This is a genomic window from Paraburkholderia lacunae (genome assembly GCF_003353175.1).
Classification (GTDB): Bacteria; Pseudomonadota; Gammaproteobacteria; order Burkholderiales; family Burkholderiaceae; genus Paraburkholderia; species Paraburkholderia lacunae.
On sequence record NZ_QHKS01000004.1, the window covers coordinates 94,550 to 115,315 of the forward strand.

The 20,766-nt window shown below is 66.0% G+C and carries 16 protein-coding genes and 1 riboswitch; of the genes, 7 read left to right on the plus strand and 9 right to left on the minus strand.

Features of this window, described 5'->3' with window-relative positions:
• Positions 1-55: 55 nt before the first annotated feature.
• Together DLM46_RS07200 and DLM46_RS07205 are read right to left on the minus strand one after the other, a co-directional pair.
• A complete protein-coding gene (locus DLM46_RS07200; protein WP_115100080.1) occupies positions 56-559 on the minus strand; it encodes a lipocalin-like domain-containing protein in 504 nt (167 codons plus the stop codon).
• A gap of 297 nt (positions 560-856) precedes the next feature.
• A complete protein-coding gene (locus tag DLM46_RS07205) occupies positions 857-1,117 on the minus strand; it encodes a DUF1488 family protein (protein WP_115100312.1) in 261 nt (86 codons plus the stop codon).
• A gap of 262 nt (positions 1,118-1,379) precedes the next feature.
• Here DLM46_RS07205 and DLM46_RS07210 point away from each other — a divergent pair, with 262 nt between their 5' ends.
• Positions 1,380-2,873 carry an MDR family MFS transporter gene (locus DLM46_RS07210; protein WP_115100081.1) on the plus strand — a complete coding sequence of 498 codons (1,494 nt, stop codon included), beginning with the start codon at positions 1,380-1,382 and terminating at the stop codon, positions 2,871-2,873.
• Between the two features lie 158 nt (positions 2,874-3,031).
• Here DLM46_RS07210 and DLM46_RS07215 read toward each other — a convergent pair whose 3' ends face one another.
• Positions 3,032-3,955 carry a LysR family transcriptional regulator gene (locus tag DLM46_RS07215; protein WP_115100082.1) on the minus strand — a complete coding sequence of 308 codons (924 nt, stop codon included), beginning with the start codon at positions 3,953-3,955 and terminating at the stop codon, positions 3,032-3,034.
• A gap of 139 nt (positions 3,956-4,094) precedes the next feature.
• Here DLM46_RS07215 and metE point away from each other — a divergent pair, with 139 nt between their 5' ends.
• The gene (metE, locus tag DLM46_RS07220) at positions 4,095-6,437 is read left to right on the plus strand and encodes a 5-methyltetrahydropteroyltriglutamate--homocysteine S-methyltransferase (protein WP_244305922.1); all 2,343 of its coding nucleotides are present in this window, start codon (positions 4,095-4,097) and stop codon (positions 6,435-6,437) included.
• Between the two features lie 68 nt (positions 6,438-6,505).
• Here the strand turns inward: metE and cobM are convergent, their stop codons facing one another.
• From cobM to cbiE, 4 genes are read right to left on the minus strand one after another with little or no spacing between them, the layout of a single operon-like run.
• Positions 6,506-7,231, minus strand: coding sequence for a precorrin-4 C(11)-methyltransferase (gene cobM, locus DLM46_RS07225; RefSeq protein WP_115100083.1), 726 nt, complete (start codon positions 7,229-7,231; stop codon positions 6,506-6,508).
• 46 nt (positions 7,232-7,277) lie between these two features.
• Positions 7,278-8,003, minus strand: a complete 726-nt coding sequence (locus DLM46_RS07230) for a cobalt-precorrin-6A reductase (RefSeq protein ID WP_115100084.1) — start codon at positions 8,001-8,003, stop codon at positions 7,278-7,280.
• Positions 8,000-9,088, minus strand: a complete 1,089-nt coding sequence (locus DLM46_RS07235) for a cobalt-precorrin-5B (C(1))-methyltransferase (RefSeq protein ID WP_115100085.1) — start codon at positions 9,086-9,088, stop codon at positions 8,000-8,002. The genes DLM46_RS07230 and DLM46_RS07235 overlap by 4 nt, the downstream gene beginning before the upstream one ends.
• Positions 9,088-10,386 (minus strand): precorrin-6y C5,15-methyltransferase (decarboxylating) subunit CbiE, encoded by a 1,299-nt coding sequence (gene cbiE, locus DLM46_RS07240; protein WP_244305936.1) that lies wholly within the window; start codon positions 10,384-10,386, stop codon positions 9,088-9,090. Before cbiE ends, DLM46_RS07235 begins: the two co-directional genes overlap by 1 nt.
• Positions 10,387-10,470: 84 nt before the next feature.
• Positions 10,471-10,649, plus strand: a riboswitch (cobalamin riboswitch).
• 87 nt (positions 10,650-10,736) lie between these two features.
• On the opposite strand from cbiE, the gene DLM46_RS07245 reads away from it, so the two are divergent.
• From DLM46_RS07245 to cobJ, 4 genes are read left to right on the plus strand one after another with little or no spacing between them, the layout of a single operon-like run.
• The gene (locus DLM46_RS07245) at positions 10,737-12,269 is read left to right on the plus strand and encodes an oxidoreductase (protein ID WP_115100086.1); all 1,533 of its coding nucleotides are present in this window, start codon (positions 10,737-10,739) and stop codon (positions 12,267-12,269) included.
• Positions 12,270-12,896, plus strand: a complete 627-nt coding sequence (locus DLM46_RS07250; protein ID WP_115100087.1) for a precorrin-8X methylmutase — start codon at positions 12,270-12,272, stop codon at positions 12,894-12,896. It abuts the gene before it with no gap.
• Positions 12,897-13,628: a precorrin-2 C(20)-methyltransferase gene (locus tag DLM46_RS07255; RefSeq protein WP_115100088.1), complete on the plus strand. Its 732-nt coding sequence runs from the start codon at positions 12,897-12,899 to the stop codon at positions 13,626-13,628.
• Positions 13,625-15,343: a precorrin-3B C(17)-methyltransferase gene (gene cobJ / locus DLM46_RS07260; protein WP_115100089.1), complete on the plus strand. Its 1,719-nt coding sequence runs from the start codon at positions 13,625-13,627 to the stop codon at positions 15,341-15,343. Before DLM46_RS07255 ends, cobJ begins: the two co-directional genes overlap by 4 nt.
• 82 nt (positions 15,344-15,425) lie before the next feature.
• On the opposite strand, the gene DLM46_RS07265 is transcribed toward cobJ, so the two are convergent.
• Positions 15,426-18,050 carry an AAA family ATPase gene (locus DLM46_RS07265; RefSeq protein ID WP_115100090.1) on the minus strand — a complete coding sequence of 875 codons (2,625 nt, stop codon included), beginning with the start codon at positions 18,048-18,050 and terminating at the stop codon, positions 15,426-15,428.
• Entirely contained in the window at positions 18,047-19,189 is a 1,143-nt protein-coding gene (locus DLM46_RS07270) for a metallophosphoesterase family protein (RefSeq protein WP_115100091.1), read from the minus strand. The genes DLM46_RS07265 and DLM46_RS07270 overlap by 4 nt, the downstream gene beginning before the upstream one ends.
• Before the next feature lie 267 nt (positions 19,190-19,456).
• On the opposite strand from DLM46_RS07270, the gene DLM46_RS07275 reads away from it, so the two are divergent.
• On the plus strand, positions 19,457-20,737 hold the full coding sequence (locus tag DLM46_RS07275) for a DUF445 domain-containing protein (RefSeq protein WP_115100092.1): 1,281 nt from the start codon (positions 19,457-19,459) through the stop codon (positions 20,735-20,737).
• Positions 20,738-20,766: the final 29 nt, after the last annotated feature.

Sequence of the window (20,766 nt, forward strand, 5' to 3'; positions counted from 1 at the left end):
GGTGCAGGAGCACGGCGCCGCCGCCCGAGAAGCGGCGGCGCCGCCTGTACGCCGTCTATTTCATCCGTTGCCATACGACTTTCGCCGATCCATATCCGAAGGCGCCGGGCGTGATGTACGTGAGCCGATCACCGTCCAGCGTGAACGGACGCCGTTGAACATCGGCGTCCCAGTTCGGAAAGGTACTTTTCTGGATGTGGAACACGATCGCTTGCGCGGCCAGGTCGACGGTGTAAGTGCCGAAATGCGCGACGTTGCCCCGCATGATTTTTTCGTTCTCTTCAACCGTGCCCAGCTGCCGATTGCCCGATGCGAATTTCGGCAGATCGGCGCGGAGCACGACCAGAACATAGCGGCCGTCACTGCCGAAAATGAGTTGCCCCTGCGGATGCGGTCCAAGCAGTTCCGCTTCATTGCCGCTCTTTACCTCGGTCGCCGAGACTAGAGACCACGAACCCACTACACTGGCCGCGGCCTGGGCAAACGCCTTGGGCGTGGGCGCGCACGATGCGGCAGCCGTTACCGCGATCGCGGCCATGGTTCTGAACGGTGCTTTCATGACGTTCCCCACGCGCGCGAGGACATGAAGTCAGACGAATCCGTCGCGCTTCGCTAACACTTGCGTAAAGATTCGCCGCGGCTCTTGCGGCGTGCCGACCGGGTCTGCGTCGCATTTCGTCCCGGCTTTTGGCGCACGACGATGACTTCAGCGAGAGAAACCGGATTTACTTCGGGTGGTCTGTGAAGCGTAGGCGCTTTCCCGGCGAAAATCTATCGCGTCGAATCGCACGCGTCGCGGGTCCGGCACAAGCGCGCCGGACCTCGCACCGTTGCAAAGTTTAGAAACCGCACCGCCTCAATTGAAGTCGCCGGTCTCGAGTTCCACGGACCGTCCACCGTTTTTTTCGAGCACCCGCCGCGTAACATTTTCAATCTGTGCGCGATTTGCCTCGAAGGTGCCGACGAGATTGTGAGCCGATGTGCCGTCATTGCCGAAATGGTCGTTCAACGCATCGAGCGACACACTGCACCAGACGCCGGCCCCATCAACGTTGGCTTCGAAGGCCACGCGCGCAGCCGCCACCACTTCACGGCGTCCGGTGAATTCGATTCTCATGATTCCCTCCATCAGTCGAAAGAGAGCGTCGAACGCGCAAGCGCCGTGCCGCGTTTGCTGTACCGCACCACACGCCTCACGCGCAGCGCACATTCTCCGCAAGGTGCATACTCGACATCGGCCGCATTCGCGCGGCCGCGCTGATGCGTCGCGGCGCTCATGTTGCGGGCCGATCTTGCCGACCCATGCTGCCGGTTCACATTGCCGGCTCAGTAGCCTGTCACGCCGCCTGACGTGCCTAACATCCTAATACTATCGCCCCATGTCCCGTAGCCCGCAATCGTCGCGTCATCTTGTCATCGCCGCCGTCATGGCTTCCATGGCGATGATCGCCATCGAAGCCACCATCGTGTCCACCGCCATGCCGCAGATCGTCGCGCAACTCGGCGATCTGCATCTGTATAGCTGGGTCTTTTCGTCGTTCCTGCTCACCCAGACCGCCATGACCGTGGTGTTCGGCAAGCTCGCCGACCTGTACGGGCGCAAACCCGTGATGCTCGCCGGCATCGCGATCTTTCTGCTCGGCTCGGTGCTCGCCGGCTTCGCCTGGTCGATGCCCGCGATGATCGCGTTCCGGCTGATCCAGGGCGTGGGCGCCGGGGCCATCCAGCCGGTCGCGCTGACCATCGTCGCCGACCTCTATCCGGCGCGCGAACGCGGCAAGGTGCAAGGCTATCTGGCGAGCGTGTGGGCGATTTCGGCGGTGGTCGGGCCGATGGTGGGCGGCTTCATCATTCACAACCTGTCGTGGGCCTGGATCTTCTGGATGAATGTGCCGATCGGCCTCGCGTCGGCGGCGGGCTTCATCGCGTTCCTGCGCGAATCGGAGCGGCATGCGCGCCCATCGATCGATTTCGCCGGCGCAGCGCTCTTCATGGCCGCGATTGCCGCGCTGATGACGTCACTGACTTACGCAGGCGACGACGACATCGCGAAGGCAGCGATCGCGGGCGCCGTGTTCGTGCTGTGCCTGCTGCTCTTCGCGATGCAGGAGCGCCGCGCCGCCGAGCCGATGATCTCCTTCGCGCTGTGGAGCCGCCGGCCGATTGCCGCGTGCAATGGCGCGACGCTGCTGTCGGGCATGATCCTGATGGGCGCCACCACCTTCCTGCCGATGTACGTGCAGGGCGTGCTGCATCGTTCGCCCGTGGTCGCCGGTCTTGCACTGACGATGATGATGGTCGGCTGGCCGGCCGGCGCGACGCTCGCGGCGAAATCTTTTCACCGCATTGGACTGCGGCGCATTCTGATTGGCGGCAGCGCGTTCATACCGCTCGGCGCCGTATTGCTGCTGATGCTCTCGCCCGGCAGCTCGCCGCTGATCGCGGCTTTCGGTTCGCTCATCATCGGCTTCGGCATGGGCACCTCGAGCGTGAGTTCGCTGGTGATGATCCAGGAAATCGTCGAGATGAACGAGCGCGGCAGCGCCACCGCGTCGAATCTCTTTTCGCGCAATCTCGGCAGCACGCTTGGCGCGACGCTGTTCGGCGCGGTGCTCAACTTCGGCCTCAGTCACTCGAAGAACGTCGCCGCGGTCACCTCGGACCAGTTGAAAGCACTGCTGCAGAATCAGACGGCGAGTCTCGGCGATAGCGATGCGATCCGCCAGGTGCTGCATCAGTCGCTTCACCTGACCTTCACGTCGATCTTCGCGATCGCGATTTTTGTCGTGATGCTGCTGGCTTTCGTCCCCGCGATCCACATTGGTGGCGCTAAAAAGGCCCCACTCAAAGCGCTCTCGCCACTCGAAGACTGATCATCCACTCATGAGCCGCGCCCACGGCCGCCGAACGCGCAGGCTGCGATCAAGCTCCGATCAAGCGGCTAGAAGGCAGGCTGCGGGCGCAGCTGAAGTCCGGTGGATAGCGTGCCGGCGACGCGAACGAGTCCGGGCGGCCGCTCGATCGCCCAGACTCACGCTTGCGCCGCCAGCAGCTCGATGCCGTCCAACTGCGCTGCGCACGTATCGCGCACGATCGTGACGAAGTCGTCGAAGTAAGGCCGGCTTGCAAAGCCCTTGGCCGCCACCGCGTAGAGCTCGCTCCACAAGCCTTGCGTGCCCACGCGTTTTGCCAGCACGTAGTCGTGATCGACGTAGTTCTTCACGCCCCAGTTCGGCAGCGCCGCAATGCCGCGGCGGCTCGCCACCAGTTGCATGATGGCAATGGTCAACTCGGCCGTGCGCCGCTCCAGCTCGATGCCCGCCGGTTCCAGCACCTCGCGGATCAGATCGATGCGCGCTTCGGGCACCGGATAGGTAATCAGCGTCTCGCCGCGCAGATCGTCCGACACCACGCGGCGCTTGTTGCGCAAGCGGTGCTCGTTGGCCATCACCACGAGAATCTCGAAGCGGAACAGCGGCGCGATATGCAGGCTGCGCTTGATCGCCGGTTTCGAACCGATCACCACGTCGGCCTTGCCGTCGCTCAGCAAACGCAGCGGGTCCGCATGAAATCCCGCGACCAGATCGACTTCGACCTCGGGCCAGCGCCGGCGGAATTCGTCCATCACCGGCATCAGCCAGTCGAAACAGGTATGGCATTCCAGCACGATGCGCAACTCGCCGCGCGTATCGCCCTTCAGGCGGACGAGATCGCGTTCGGCCGCACTGACCGCGGCAATCGTCTCGCGGGCGAGCGCCAGCAGCCGCTCGCCGGCCGCGGTGAAGCGCAAACCCTGCTTGGTGCGCTCGAATAGCGACACCTCGTAATGCGCTTCGATATCGCGGATCTGATGCGACAACGCGGACTGGCTCAGATGAACGCGCTCGGCCGCCGCCACCAGCTTGCCGGAATCGGCGATGGCGATCAGCGAACGCAAATGGCGAAGCTCAAGCATGCCGGTGCTCCGCGCTAATCAAGGTCGAACTGAATTGGATATGAATTTGGCTCATACATTGGTGAAAACATGTCGCTTGATGAATCATAGCGCGACTTTCAAACTGGGCGCCAATTCATACAACGCATAAGGAGCTCATATGGCCCGCACGCACATCCCCGGTTTTCCTCGCATCGGCGCGCAGCGTGAACTGAAGTTCGCGCAGGAATCGTTCTGGCGCGGCGAATCCGATGAAACCTGTCTGCGCGGCGTCGCGAGAGAATTGCGCGCCCGCCATTGGCAATTGCAGCACGACGCCAAACTGGATTTCGTCACCGTCGGCGATTTCGCTTACTACGATCAGATGCTCAATCTGAGCACGCTGCTCGGCGCATTGCCGCAGCGCTTCGGCTTCGATCCCCAGGCTTTGTCGCTCGGCCAGTACTACGAACTCGCGCGCGGCAATCACGCGCAACCGGCGATGGAAATGACCAAGTGGTTCGATACGAACTACCACTACCTCGTGCCGGAACTCGGACCGGATACGACCTTCAACGGCGGCGTCGAATGGCTTTTCGACGAGGTCGACGAAGCGCTCGCGTTGAAGCTGCCGGTCAAGCCGGTGTTGATCGGGCCGATCACGTATCTGTGGCTGTCGAAGAGTCATGTCGCCGGTTTCGACCGCTTATCGCTGCTGCCTCAACTCGTAATCCGCTACAGCCGTATTCTCGACAAGCTGAAGCAACGCGGCATCGAATGGGTGCAACTGGATGAACCGGCGTTATGCGTCGATCTGCCCGCCGAATGGCTCGACGCATTGTCCGCGGCCTATGAGGTGCTCGGCACAGCAGGCGTCAAGGTACTGCTCGCGACTTACTTCGACACCGCTGCGGACCATGCGCCGCGCGTCGCCAAGCTGCCGGTGGCGGGCATCCATATCGATCTGGTGCGCGCGCCGCTACAACTCGCCGCCTGGCGCACGGCATTGCCGGCGAACGCGGTGTTGTCGGCGGGTGTGATCGACGGCCGCAATATCTGGCGCGCCGATCTCCGCGGTATCGTCGAGTCGTTGCAGGCGCTGCATGCGGAGCTTGGCGAACGTCTCTGGGTGGCGTCGTCGTGCTCGCTGCTGCATGTGCCGGTATCGCTCGATGGGGAGAAGAAGCTCGGCGCCGACTTGAAATCGTGGCTCGCCTTCGCCACTGAAAAACTCGCTGAAGTCAGCACGATTGCGCTGGCCTTGCGCGATCCGGCCTCCGCCGAACCGAAGCTCGCAGCCGCCGACCAGGCGCTGGAAGCACGCCGCCATTCGAGCGCGGTCGTCAATACGCTGGTGCAAAAACGCGTCGCCGCCGTGACTGCCGCGATGGCGGAGCGCAAAAGCCCGTTCGCCGAACGCAACCGCGTGCAGCGCGAAGCGCTCGACCTGCCGCCGCTGCCGACCACCACGATCGGCTCGTTCCCGCAAACGCCGGCGATCCGCCAGGCGCGCGCAGCCTACAAACGCGGCGAACTGCGCGCGCTCGACTATCTGCAACGGATGCGCGCCGAAATCGAAATCGCCGTGCGCAAGCAGGAAGAACTCGGGCTCGACGTGCTGGTGCACGGCGAAGCCGAGCGCAACGACATGGTCGAATACTTCGGCGAGCAATTGTGGGGCTACGCGTTCACGGAAAACGGCTGGGTGCAGAGTTACGGCTCGCGCTGCGTGAAGCCGCCGATCATCTATGGCGACGTCTATCGTCCCGAACCGATGACGGTAGAGACGACCCGCTACGCGCAATCGCTCACGCAACGCCTGATGAAAGGCATGCTGACCGGCCCGGTGACGATGCTGCAATGGTCGTTCGTGCGCGACGACCAGGCGCGCTCCACCACCGCGTTGCAACTCGCGCTCGCGATCCGCGATGAAGTGATGGACCTCGAAAAAGCCGGCATCCGCATCGTTCAGATCGACGAACCGGCGTTCCGCGAAGGCTTGCCGCTGCGCAAGTCCGATTGGGCCGCGTATCTGGAATGGGCGACGCGCGTGTTCCGCATTTCGGCGGCGGGCGTCTCCGATCAGACGCAGATTCACACGCACATGTGCTACTCGGAGTTCAACGACATTTTGCCGTCGATCGCCGCCATGGACGCGGACGTCATCACGATCGAGACCTCCCGCTCGGCGATGGAGCTGCTCGACGGCTTCGGCGAATTCGCGTATCCGAACGAGATCGGACCGGGCGTCTACGATATCCATTCGCCGCGCGTGCCGAGCGCCGAAGCGATGCAGCGGCTGCTGGAACGCGCGTGTGAAGTGATCCCCGCCGGGCGCCTGTGGGTCAATCCGGATTGCGGGCTGAAGACGCGCGGCTGGCCTGAAACGGAAGCCGCCTTGACCAATATGGTTCAGGCGGCCAAGGCGTTGCGCGTGAAGCTGGCGATGAAGGAGGTTAATGAGCAGGCGAATGAGCAGCCTGACGAACAAACCGCTGCCCGACCTGCTGAATTGACAGCGTGATTCACCATTCGCACAGCCCATCCGCGAATCGTAGTGTCGAGCGGATGGGCTGCACTTGCGCGTGCTGATCAGCCCTTTGCGTACAACGTGGACTCCGCGAATCCTTCCGCGGCGAGTACCTGTCCCACCAGAATCAGCGCCGTGCGCTCGATATGCGTCGAATGCACTTTGCCGACGATGTCGTCGAGCGTGCCCGTGAGCTTCTCTTCATCCGGCCAGCTCGCGCGATAGATCACCGCGATCGGACAGTCGCCGCCGTAATGAGGCCGCAATTCATCGACGATACGCGCGAGATGCCGCACGCCGAGGTGAATCGCCATCGTCGCGCGATGCCTCGCGAGGTCGCCGAATTGCTCGCCTTCGGGCATCGCCGTTTTGCTCGCGTAGCGCGTGAGGATCAGCGTTTGCGAAATGCCGGGCAGCGTGAGTTCGCAGCCGAGCGCCGCCGCGCACGCGGCGGTCGCGGTCACACCGGGCACGATCTCATACGGAATGTTCAGCTCGCGCAGTCGGCGGATCTGCTCGCCAATCGCGCCGTATAACGACGGGTCGCCCGAGTGCACGCGCGCCACGTCCTGGCCTTTCTCGTGCGCCGTCTCGAGCAACGCGACGATCTGATCTAGGTCGAGCTCGGCGGTATTGACGACCTGGTTCGCGGCATGACCCTCCAGCACAGCGGCCGGCACGAGCGAGCCCGCATACAGGATCACCGGGCAACTGCGCACGAGGCGCTGCCCTTTCACCGTGATCAATTCCGGGTCGCCGGGACCCGCGCCGATAAAAAACACCGTCATTCCATACTCCGTGATTCATTCGGTCGGCACGTCATCGACGCGCCGTTCAGGAGGAGATGCGCCGCCATGCGCCGAGCAACTCGGCGACGTCGCCGAATTCGCGATCGGCTGCGGGCAACTCGGGCCGCCGCAGCATCACGACCGGCAGGCCGCGTTCGCGCGCGACTTCGAGTTTCGCTTCGGTGGCGCTGCCACCGCTGTTTTTGCTGACCACGACGTCGAACGCTTCGGCGCTGAACAGCGCGCGCTCGCCTTCGAGCGTGAATGGGCCGCGTGTTGCCAGAATCCGCGCACGCGCGTTGCCTTCATGCGGATCGAGACAGCGCACGGTCCAGAACTGATGCGGCGGGATGTCGTCGAGATGCGCGAGCGGTTCGCGCCCGAGCGTGAAGAGCGGCCGCTTGAACGCGGCGAGCAGCACGCTCAGTTCGCGCCAGTCGTCGACCATGCGCCAGGCATCGCCGTCTTGCGGCTGCCAGCCCGGGCGGCGCAGCGCCCAGCACGGCACCCGCGCGGCACGGCTCGCCTGCATGGCATTCGCGCTGATTTGCGCGGCGTACGGGTGGGTCGCGTCGATCACGAGGCCAATGCGTTCGTGTTCGATGTAGCGCGCCATTCCCGCACTGCCGCCAAAGCCGCCGACGCGCACCGCACACGCCAGATCGTCCGGCACCTTGCCGAGCCCGGCGAGACTGTACACGTGATCGGGCCCGAGTTGACGCGCGATCTTCAAGGCGTCGCCGGTGCCGCCGAGCAACAGGATGCGCATCATCGCGCGGCTCCGATCAGATTGCCCTGGCGGTCGATCGCGAACGTCTCGACGGCGACCTGCGGCGGCACGATATCGCGTGCCACCGCAAGCGCATGCCGGCAGACGATATCGCCGAGCGGGACGTTTTGCGCGTGCGCCAATGTCATCGCCTGCTGAGTCGTATTGGCCGCGCGGATCGCCGCCTGCAAGGCGGCGTCCGCGCCATGTTCGGACGCCCACACGGCCAGTTGCGCCAGATCGATGCTCGAATTCCGGCTATGCAGATCGAGATGCCCCGCGGCCAGTTTGCTGAGCTTGCCGAAGCCGCCGCAAATGCTCAGGCGTTCGACCGGCGCGCGCTTCATGTGCTTGAGCACCGCGCCGACAAAGTCGCCCATTTCGATCAGCGCGATGTCCGGCAGGCCGTAATGCGCGCGCATCGCGTCTTCGCTGGCGTTGCCGGTGCAGGCCGCGAGATGCGTGTAGCCGTTCGCGCGTGCGACGTCGATGCCCTGATGGATCGACGCGATATACGCCGAGCACGAGAACGGCCGCACGATTCCGGTGGTGCCGAGAATCGACAGGCCGCCGAGAATGCCCAGACGCGGGTTCATTGTCTTCAGCGCGAGCTCTTCACCGCCTTCGACGCCGATCGTCACCTCGAAACCGCCGCCATAAGCGTGTTCCGCGGCCAGATCGGCCAGATGTCCGGTCATCATCTGGCGCGGCACCGGATTGATCGCCGGTTCGCCGACCGGCAGCGTCAAACCCGCGCGCGTCACGGTGCCGACGCCCGGTCCCGCATGAAAACTCACGCCTGGCTCGGCGCGCAGGCGCACGCGGGCGAACACGATCGCGCCGTGCGTCACGTCGGGATCGTCGCCGGCATCCTTGACGGTGCCGGCTTCGGCGCCGTCGGCGGTCAGGCGGCAGAACACCAGCGGCATCGGCACAAGCTGGCCCTTGGGCAAAACAATTTCAGCGACCTCGCTGACGATGCCCGTGAGCAGCAGACGCGCCGCCGCGAGCGACGTCGCGGTGGCGCAGCTGCCGGTCGTGTAACCGCTTCGCAGCGAGGCGGGCTGTTCGGGTGTTTCGTCGCGCATTACGGTTGCTGGTGCTGGTGCTGGTGCTGATGCGGGTGCGGGTGCTGGTGCTGGTGCTGATGCGGGTGCGGGTGCGGGTGGCGCGCGGCATCGCCGGCAGGCCTGGTCACGTCGAGCAGCGTGATTGGCAATGCCTGACGCCAGGTGTCGAAGCCGCCGAGCGGTTGCGCGTCGGCGAGCGCAATGCGCGTGAGCGTGCCGCCATGCTGGGCGCGCCACGCCATCAGCGCCGCCTCGCCCTGCAAGGTCACGGCATTGGCAACCAGCCGGCCGCCCTCACGCAGGCGCGCCCAGCAGGCATCCAGCACGCCCGGCGCCGTCACGCCGCCGCCGATGAACACGGCATCCGGCGCCGGCAGTCCGTCCAGCGCCTCAGGCGCGCGGCCCGCCACGAGTTGCAGACCCGGCACGCCCAACGCATCGCGATTGTGTTCGATGAAACGCTGGCGCTCCGCATGCCGCTCGATCGCGATCGCGCGGCACGCCGGATGCGCGCGCATCCATTCGATGCCGATCGAACCGCTGCCCGCGCCGACATCCCACAGCAATTCGCCGGGCGTGGGCGCGAGGCGCGCCAGCGTGATCGCGCGCACGTCGCGTTTGGTCAACTGGCCGTCGTGGCGAAACGCGTCGTCGGGTAAGCCGGAGGTCAGCGGCCAACGCGGCGCGCCCTGCGTGGCGCGGCATTCGAGCGCGATCAGATTGAGCGCCGCCACGTCGCCCGCCGGCCATTGATCGGCACGACCGTCGATCCGGCGCTCCAGCTCGCCGCCCAGGTGTTCCAGCACGATCATCCGGGTCGCGCCGAAACCGCGCGCGTTCAGCAAGCCGGCGAGCGCCGCGGGCGTGCTGCCGTCCGCGCTCAGCACGAACACGCGTGCGCCGTCGTGCAGATGGGCGTTCAGCGTCGCCAGCGGCCGGCCCACCAGCGAGACCGTCGCGACGTCCTGCAAGGGCCAGCCGAGCCGCGCCGCGGCGAGCGACAGCGACGACGGCGCCGGCAGCACCCGCAACTCGCCGGCCGGCAGTTGCCGCGCGAGAGTCGCACCGACGCCGAACAGCATCGGATCGCCGCTCGCCAGCACGCACACGGGCGTGGCGCGCTCCGCCAGCAAAGGCGCGAGATCGAACGGACGCGGCCACGCGGCGCGGCGCGCGCCGAGACGCGCGGGCAGCATCGCCAGATGCCGCTCGCCGCCGTACACCACCGACGCTTCCAGCAAAGCGCGCCGCGCCGGCCGCCCCAAGCCGGCGAAGCCGTCATCGCCTATGCCCACCACGGTCAGCCACGCCGGCATGCATCCATCCTCATTCTGTATCTTGAAATAATGCGCTGTGCCACGCCGATCAAAGCGTCCAGCCTCGTTGTGCTGTTCGAAAAAAGGCATAATACAGCCGCCGGTGCCCTTCGGGGCCGAAGAGGGAACACAGTGCCACTGTGGCTGCCCCCGCAACTGTATGCAGCGAGTCCGCCTGCGCCGCGCGCCACTGGTTCGACCGGGAAGGCAGCGGCGGACCGTGACCTGCCAGCCAGGAGACCTGCCGGCGAGATTGTTCGTGCCAGCCTGCATCGGGCGGGGTGTACCGATGCCGCAGCCATGCCCGCTTTGGGTGGGTTGCCCCGGGCCGTCGCGCGACGCTAAACCCGGTGTCCGTCTTGAATCACGCTGCGCCCTCCGCTGCTTTATCTACCGCTGCCCTTGCGCCGCGGCCTTCGGCTTGTCCGGGGCTGTTGCGGATCGTCGCCGCGCGCGACGGCGGGATTTGCCGGATCAAATTACCCGGCGGCGCCTTGAGCGCCGCGCAGGCAGCCGCGATCGCCGAGGCGAGCGAGCGGCATGCCGCCAGTGTGATCGAAGTGACCAACCGGGCGAATCTGCAGGTGCGCGGCGTGCGAGCCGGGCACGAAGCGGCGTTGATCGAGGCTCTGGTGGCGTCCGGTCTCGGGCCGGCTCCGGCGACCAGCAGCATGGATGCGGCGGCAGTATGGTCGGCATCGGCCGCCGACGATATCCGCAACGTGATGGTCAGCCCCGCTGCGGGACGCGATTCGTCCGCGCTGTACGACACCACGCCGCTTACCGCCGGGCTTCTCGGGCTGCTGCAAGGCGAAGCGCGTTTTGCGGCGCTGTCGCCGAAATTCGCGTTGCTGCTGGACGGCGGCGAGCGCCTTGCGAGGCTCGACCATCCGCATGACGTGTGGCTCGCGGCGACGCCGGCGAGCGACGGTGTGCGGTTCGTCTTTGGCCTGGCGGGTTGTCCGCCTACGGTGGCCAATGCGGTGACCAATGCAGCGGCCAATGCAGCGGCCAATGCAACCGACAACGCAGCGGCCGATGCGACCGCCGCGCACGCGGCCGGCAACGGCTCGTCCGACGCGCCGCAAGACCCGGTCGCGACCGGCACACGCGCCCTCGCCGCCGTCTTGCCTGCGGAAGTCGTTCAGCTGGTCCGCGCGCTGCTGCACACGTTCCTCGATCTGGCCGCCGCCGACGCCACGCGCATGCGTCATCTGCTCGCCACGCATTCCGTCGACGCGGTATTGCAACGCGCCCAAACGTACGTCGATTTTCCGCTGTCACGCGATGCGTCGCTCGCCGACTGGCATCGCGGCGCACCCGCCGATGCCGCGTTGCGGCTCGGCGCGCACCCTCAACGCGTGGCGGGAACGTGGCACGTGGGCGGCCAGCCGCCGCTCGGACGCCTCGAGGCCGCGACGCTGCGCGGCCTCGCCGCGTTGGCGCGGCAGCACAGCAACGGCACGCTGCGCATGACGCCCTGGCAAAGCGTGCTGCTGCCCGATATCGCCTCAGAGGCCGTGCAGGCCGTGCTTGCCGAACTGGAAGGACTAGGCCTTGCCTGCGATCCCGCGCAGCCCCTCGCACGTTTGATCGCTTGCGCCGGCTCGACCGGCTGCGTAAAAAGTCTCGCCGACACCAAAGCCGACGCGCTGCGGCTAGCCGCTCGCCTGCCCGACGGCGTCGACGTCCATCTGAGCGGCTGCCCGCGCTCGTGCGCCGCCGCGCATTGCGCGCCGTACACGTTGCTGGCGGTGGCACCCGGCACCTACGACCTGTATCGACGCGACGCCTCGCCGGATTTCGGCCGCTGCATCGCACACCGACTGACGCTCGAACAGGCCGCCGACATGCTCGAACAATTGGCCCGGAGTCCTTTTTAGATGCTTGATTACATTCGCGACGGTCAGGAGATCTATCGCCAATCCTTCGCGACGATTCGTGCAGAGGCCGATCTGTCGCGCATCCCCGCCGACCTCGAGAAACTCGCGGTGCGCGTGATCCACGCCTGCGGCATGGTCGACGTGATCGACGATCTGGATTTTTCGGCCGGCGCAGGCACCGCGGGCCGCACGGCGCTGGCGCGAGGCGCGCCGATTCTGTGCGACGCAGGGATGGTCGCGCAAGGCATCACGCGAGCCCGCCTGCCCGCGGACAACGAAGTGATCTGCACGCTGACGCACATGGACGTGGCGTCGTTGGCGCGCGAACTCGGCAACACGCGTTCGGCCGCCGCGCTCGAATTGTGGCGTCCGCATCTGGCCGGCAGCGTCGTCGTGATCGGCAATGCGCCGACTGCCCTCTTTCATCTGCTCGACATGCTCGACGCCGGCGCGCCCAGGCCTGCATTCATCCTCGGCTTTCCGGTCGGCTTCGTCGGCGCGGCGGAGTCGAAAGCGATCCTCGCCGAAGACAGCCGCGGCGTGCCCTACGTGGTGGTCCACGGAAGACGCGGCGGCAGCGCGATGGCCGCCGCCGCCGTCAATGCGCTGGCTACGGAGGTCGAGTAAATGAGCGTGCAAGGACGTTTGTTCGGACTCGGCGTCGGTCCCGGCGACCCGGAATTGATCACGCTGAAAGCGCTGCGTCTGCTGAAGGCCGCGCCGGTGGTCGCGTACTTCGTCGCGAAGGGCAAGAAAGGCAACGCGTTCAGCATCATCGAAGCGCATTTGCACGACGCGCAACAGCATCTGCCGCTCGTTTATCCGGTCACGACCGAAGCGCTCGAGCCGCCGCTTTCGTATGAAGCGATCATCGCCGACTTCTACGACACCGCTGCCGAGGTCGTCGCCGCCCATCTCGACGCGGGCCGCGACGTCGCGGTGATCTGCGAAGGCGATCCGTTTTTCTACGGCTCGTATATGTATCTGCACGACCGGCTCGCCGCGCGCTTCGAGGCCGAAGTGGTGCCGGGCGTGTGCTCGATGCTCGGCGGCGCGGCCGTGCTCGGCTCGCCGCTGGTGTATCGCAACCAAAGCTTGTCGGTGCTCTCCGGCGTATTGCCCGAAGACGAATTGCGCCGCCGTCTCGCCGATGCCGACGCCGCCGTCGTGATGAAACTCGGCCGCAATTTCGACAAGGTGCGGCGCGTGCTGGGCGAACTCGGTCTCGCGGATCGCGCGCTCTACGTCGAACGCGCGACGATGAGCAACCAGCGCATCGTGCCGCTGGCGGAAGTCGATCCGATGGCGTCGCCGTATTTCTCGCTGCTCGTGGTGCCGGGGGAAAAATGGCAAGGATGACGCCGCCCGCGATCGTGATTCTCGGCGCGGGCGCATTGGCGACCGCGCGGCGCGTACAGGCGCTCTATGCCGGTGCGCAGGTGCACGGTTTACAGGGACGTGTCGAAGCCGACGTCACGTACGCCGAACTCGGCGCGCATCTGTGCGAACTGTATGCGCGCGGCACGCCGATCGTCGCGCTGTGCGCGGCCGGCATCGTGATTCGTTGCGTCGCGCCGCTGCTGTCGAACAAGGGCACCGAGCCGCCGGTACTGGCCGTCGCCGAAGACGGCAGCGCGGTCGTGCCGCTGCTCGGCGGACTCGCGGGCGTCAATCTGATGGCGCGCGAAATCGCTGCGGCGCTGGCCGTGCCGCCGTCGATCACGACGAGCGGGGAACTGCGCTTCGGCACTTGCGTACTCAATCCGCCCGAAGGCTATGCGCTCGCCGATCTCGCGCAAGGCAAGCGTTTCGTGTCCGATCTGCTGGCCGGCGAAAGCACGCGCATCGAAGGCGAAGCGCCGTGGCTCGACAACGCGCAGCTGCCGCGTTCGAACTCGGCGCGTCTCGCGATCCGGGTGACGCCGCGCGCGTGGGATGGCCGGACCGATGAGTTGGTGATTCATCCGCGAAGCGTGGTGGCGGCGCTCACCGGGTCGGGCTCGGGTTCGGGCGCACAGATCGCCGGGCGTGTGCGTGAAGCATTGAACACGCAGGGTCTCGCCACGCTTTCTCTTGCGGCACTGCTCGCTTCGTCCGAGCGGATGACCGATCCGGCGTTGGCCGAAGCCGCCGCGAGTTTGAACGTGCCGTTACGGTTCGCCCAGACGCGTGCGGGAGATGGCGAGCCACCGGGTAACCCGCTGCACGCCGCGCTGCGCATCCCCTACGAAACGCTGCACGACGACGCTGATGCCGGCATCGCGCTGGCGTTGGCGCCGCTTGCTATCGACCCCGCCAGCGTCGGCCGTGCACGTGGCCGCCTCACGGTGATCGGCCTCGGTCCCGGCAGCGCCGATCTGATGGTGCCCGCGGCGCGCACGGCGCTCGACCAGGCGACCGACATCCTCGGCTACGACACCTACGTGAAAATGGCCGGCCCGCTGCACGCCGATCAGCGCGTGCACGGCACGGACAATCGCGAGGAAATGCAACGCGCGCGTCATGCGTTCGAACTGGCGAGCGCGGGACGTTCGGTGGTCATGGTGTCGTCGGGCGATCCCGGCGTGTTTGCGATGGCGGCTGCCGTGCTCGAAGCACTGGACGGCGCGGAGAACGCCGGCTGGGCCGCCGTCGAGCTTTCGATCGTGCCGGGCGTGTCGGCGGCAATGGCCACGGCGGCGCAGGCCGGTGCGCCGTTGGGACACGACTTCTGCATGCTGTCGCTATCCGACAACCTCAAACCGTGGACGATCATCGAAACGCGCCTCAGACACGCGGCCGAAGCGGATCTCGTGATGGCGTTCTACAACCCGATTTCTCGCGCCCGGCCGTGGCAGTTGGACAAGGCGCTGGATATCGTGCGGGAATACCGCGCGGCGGCCACGAAAGTGGTGCTCGGGCGCGATGTCGGCAGGCCCGGGGGCACGCTGCGTTCGACCACGCTCGGCGAACTTCGCTCGTCGGATGTGGATATGCGGACGATGGTGATCGTCGGGTCGTCGACGACGCGGGGGGTTGCTCGTGGTGACGGGCAGTCTGGCGAGTGGGTTTATACGCCGCGGTGGTATGAGTGAATCGACGCTCGCCCTGCAGGCTGACTGCGGGCTCACTGCGGGCTGACGACGGCACATGTCACTGCAGCTGAGCACCGCCCGCTCAAGCCGCCACCTTCAAATCCTCCACCGCCCGCTGCCTCACGCCGAGATCGTCCCAAAGCTCCGGATGGCACGTGAACACCAGAATCTGGTGACGTGTCGCCGCGTCGATCAATGCACGTTTGATCGCATCGCGCCGCGCGGCGTCGGTGTGCACCGCGGCGTCGTCGAGCATCAGTAGCGTCGGGCGGCCGGACGCCTTCAACAGATCCGCGTACGCGAGCCGCGTGAGTATGCCGAGCTGTTCGCGGGTGCCGAAGCTCAGCGCATCGAGCGTATGGGCGCGACCGTTGCGATCGAGGGTCGCGGGACTCAGATCGTCGCCGAGCGCGATCGTCGAGTGCGGGAAAATCCGCTTCAGATAATGCCCGAGACGTTCGGTCAGCGGCGCGCGCAGTTGCGCGACCGCCGCATCGCGTTCGTCGACCAGCACTTCATCGAGCAGACTCAACGCGCTCGCGCGCAAGCTCAGCTCGTCCTTGCGACGCGCGGCCTGCTCCACCGAGGCTCGCACCGCGGCGAGACGCTCGCCGAGTCCCGACGCGCCGACTGTTTCGAGCTGACTGCGCAACTGAGCGATCCGCAGTTGCCGCTCGTGCTGTTCGCTGCGCGCGAGTTCGGCCGCTGCCCGGTAGCGTTTCACCTCGGCCGCCGGGTCATCCAGGCGCGCCGCCTCCAGTTCGCGCTCGCGTCCTGCGAGCTGCTTTTTCAACGCCTCGACCTGCACGCGTTGCTCGACGATTTTCGTTTGCCAGAGCGCGCGGTTGCGGCAGAACGCGTCGTCGTTCAGTTGCGCCTCTTTGCGCTGCAACTGCCCGGAGAGCGAATCAGCGGTGGCCGTGGCGGTCGTTCTGGTTTCAGCGGCCCGCGCCAGCACTTTTCCGGCGGTGTCCAGCGCATCGCGGGCGATGTCGGCAGCGCGGCGTGCCTCGTCGAGCGGCGGCGCGGCGCAAGCATCGGGCAACATCGCCAGACGTTCGTTCGATGTCTGCAACCGCACGGCTGCCGAAGCCAATGCGGCGCGCAACGCATCGACGCCGTGCGGCGCGTGCACCTCGAGAATCTTCGCCTGGCTTTTCTGCTGCGCGACGAGCGTCTTCCACTGCTCGTGACGCGCCTGCGCTTCGCCCAGCGATGCGACACCCAGCGTCTGCAACAGTTGCGCATGCTGGGCCTCGAGCGACGCCAGTCCGCTCAGTTGCGCAGACAGATCGGACACGCCCGGGATCACGCGCAATTCGCCGAGTTCGCCAAGGCCGATCCGCTTCTCCTCGTCGAGCCGCAGCACACCCTCGCCGGTCACGCTCGCATCGCCGACCGTGATCGTGCCGTTCAGCCGGTATTCGATTCGCGTCATCGCGGCTTCGGTTCGCGCGCGCAGCACCGTCAATTCGGTGTCGAGGGATTGCAGCCGCTTTAGCTGCGTCACGTCGATTTCGAGCGCGGCGGCTGAACGGGTGGCCTCGATCACCGCCTCGTTGGCGGTTGTCGCGGCGGCAATCGCCGCGTCGAGCCGCTCGCTTTCCGCCCGATGCAGCGCGATCTGACTGCGCAGGTCGGCGGCGGTGACGGCGGCATTGGCCAGCTCGAGCGCACGGTTCGCATCGGCATACGCCTGCTCCAGCTGCGCAACACGCGCCAGCGCATCGTCGTGCTCATGCCGGGCAGTCGACGCGCTGGCTCTCGCCGCGTCGAGTTGTTGCCGCTCGCGGGCGACCGCGGCTTCCAGATCCGTCGCGCCCTGCTCCTGCTGCAACGACAGCGCCAGTTCCGCTTCATGCACTTGCAGCGACTGCACCAGTCCCTGAAGACCGCGCTCGAGTTCCGCGGCGGCATCGGCGCGCTGTTGCGCCTGCACCGCTTTCTGCTCGTGCAGCTCCCAGGGCCGCTTGCGTTGCGCGTCGTCGAAAGCTTCCTGCTGCGTCGCCAGACGCGCGATGTTTTCTTCGAACTGCAGGCGCTGTTGCTCCAGATCGTCCCGCTCGATAATGAGCCCCGCCAACGCCTGCTCGGCTTCGGCCAGCGGCCCGGTGGATTTCTGCGTACGCGCGGTCAGCAACTGCCGAAGCTCACGCTGCACCGCTGCGATCAACGCGTCCTCGCCCGCCGATTCGTTGCTTCCCGATAGCTGCGACAGCGCATCGCGCAAATATTGCGCCGCGTGGCCGGTCGAATCGCGCACCTCCTGCGTGCCACCCTGTTGCACCCACAACAAGCCCGGAACGCCGGCGTTCTCCGCCTTGAGCGGCCCGCGCGCCGAACGCGAAAACCCGAGCAGCGCGGCAAGCTTGTCTTCGGCTTCGTCTTCGCCGAACACGGCCTGACCGATGCTCAGATCGCAGCGCTGCCGTGTGACGAAGTGCTTCGACAGCTTGCACGCGGCGCCGGCGAGGTCGAATGTCACTTCGACCGAGGGCTGTCCGCTCGCCTTGCCCCACGGCAGCAGATCTTTCAGATGCGAGGCCTTATAGCGTTCGAGGAACACGGCCCGCACCGCCTCGGCGATCGTGCTCTTGCCGGCCTCGTTCGGGCCGGTGAACAGGTTGAGCCCGGGCTGCAGATCGTCGATGACGAGCCGGCCGGTGAACTGCTTGAACTCCTGAATCGCGATACGTTCGAGCTTCATGCGGACCTCGCTTCGCGCGGCAGTTCACGTTGCAAGCGCGCAAGCAACAGCAACGCCTCCGCCGCGCGCTTCAACTGTTGCGGATCGGCCTGCGGGTCTTCCTGCAAGCCGCGCAGACGTGCCACCACCTTGGCGAGGTAGCCGCTTTGCGCGCCGAGCTCGGCGAGGTCGCCTGCGGTGGGCAGCACTTGCAGGCCGCCCAGCTCGGCACGCAATGCCCGCACGCGCGCGCGGGCCTCTTCCACCGCGACGTGAAGCGCTTCGGCCTCGGCCAGCGCGGCCGTGCCGCTCACCACGAGACGCAGCACGTCGGCGGCTCCCAACACGGCAAGCCGCGCCTTCAGCGCGTCCACATCGGTCGGCACCGAAATCACTTCTTCCCACCGCTGCCATTGATACTTGCCGACGCGCACCGCCTCCACCACCGGCAGCGCGCCCGGCTCCGTCAGCGTGACGTCGAGCATGAAGCCCGGATCGTTGGCGCGGAAGCGGTCCTGCTCATGCGTGCCGGCATACCAGGTGCGCTCGTCGACACGATAGCGGCCATGCCAGTCGCCGAGCGCGAGATAGTCGAGACGGGCGCTCGCCGCGCGCGTCGGCGCGATCGGATTCGACGAATCGATGCCCTCCTGCAGGATCCCGCTGACGCTGCCATGCGCAAGCCCCACGCGGCAGTAGCCGGGCGGCGTTTCGGCGGCGTCGAAGAAGGCCGTCGTGTCGTCGTAGGTGATGCGTTGCGTGAGCGGCGCGCTCAGCACAGCGCAGCGGCTAGCGTCGAGCAACACCACGCCGGGTTCGAGCACCACCCGCACGTTCGGCGCAATGCAGTTCAGACGCTGCGCGCGGGTCCAGACACTTTCGACCAGCGCGGCATCGTGATTGCCCGGCAGCATGATCCATACGCCAGAGAATGCTTGCAGCGCGCCGAACAAACGGCGAATCACCGTGTCCGAGACGGTTTGCTGATCGAACACGTCGCCCGCGACCAGCACGGCGTCGACCTTGCGCGCCGTGGCTTCCTCGGCGATCCGGCGCACGGTCTCGAAGCGCGCTTCTGCGAGGTGTGCCGCTTCGTCCGGCTCGAACTGGCCGAACTGCGTGCCTATCTGCCAGTCCGCGGTGTGCAGAAACCTGATCACTGTGCCTCCATTCCGTTCATTTCCATCGTCGTGCGGTGCTCGCCCGATCGACCTGCTCAGTCGTTGCTGCATCGTTGCTTCGTCGTCGCCCCGCAGTCTAACCGGAGATGTTACCGCGCAGGCGGGACAAACGACGCCCTGAGCACGGGACACACCGCCGGAACCGCGGCGCTACACTCGCGTTTCCGGACCCGCGCGTCGAGCGTCAGCCGTGCCATGTCAACTCAATCGCCTTCCAACCAAACAGACTCCGCTGCCCTGCTGCCCATGAACAAAGAGACCGAGCTGAAAAAGGCCAAGCGCAATCCGTTGCTGTTGCTGCTGGCCGCTGCCTGCATTTTCGTCGTGACGGCTTTCATGCCGCGCGGCGTCTGGGTCGACGGGATCAAGGCGGTGTCGGAGGCCGCGATGGTCGGCGCGCTCGCCGACTGGTTCGCGGTGGTCGCGCTGTTTCGCCGCGTGCCGATCCCGATCGTCTCCGCGCACACGGCCATCATTCCGAAGAACAAGCACAAGATCGCCGACAACCTCGCGGTCTTCGTGCAGGACAAGTTTCTGGATGTGTCGTCGATCGTCGGGCTGATCCGCAAACACAATCCGGCGCAAGGCATTACTTCATGGCTCACCACGCCCGCCAATGCCGATCGTTTGGGCGACTATGTCGTCAAACTGACGGGCGGGATCCTCGAGTTGACCGACGACGTGCGCATTCAGGTCTTCATCAAGGACGCCTTGCGCGACGTGCTCGCGAAAGTGGATCTGTCTCAATCGCTCGGCGCGATTCTCGACACGCTGACCAAAGACGGCCGTCATCAGGAATTGCTCGACGCCGGCATTGAGCAGGTCGTAGCCCTGCTGCGCGAGCCGCAGGCGCGTGAATTCATCGCCGCGCGCATCGTCGATTGGGTCAGGAGCGAATATCCGACGATCGAAAAAATCCTGCCGTCCGCGTGGATCGGCGAACAAGCCGCCGAGACGATCGCCAACGTCGTGAACCGGATGCTCGAGCAGATCAGCGAAAATCCGGCTCATCAGCTTCGCCAGAAGTTCGACGGAGCCGTGCAACGGCTGATCGCGCGGCTCAAGAACGATCCGGCGTTCCTGCAAAAAGGCGAGGAACTGAAACGTTACCTGGTGGAAGGCGATGCGTTCGGCACCTATGTGAAGGACATGTGGACCGAATTGCGCGCATGGCTCAAGCGCGATCTGGACAGCAGCGAGTCCGCATTGCACGCGAGAGTGGTCGCGATGGGCCAATGGGTGGGCCGCGAACTGGCGCACGATCCGGCGCTGCGCCAATCGCTGAACGACCATCTGGAAGAAGCGGCGCGTGCAATGGCGCCGGACTTCGCCCAGTTCCTCACGCGCCACATCAGCGACACGGTGAAGAACTGGGATGCACACGAGATGTCGCGGCAAATCGAGCTGAATATCGGCAAGGACTTGCAGTACATCCGCATCAACGGGACGATCGTCGGCGGCTTTATCGGCTTGCTGCTCTATGAGAGCTCGCAACTGCTCGAACTGTTGCGGATGCACATGGGGTAAGAATGGGGTAAAACCCGCGCCCATCAAAA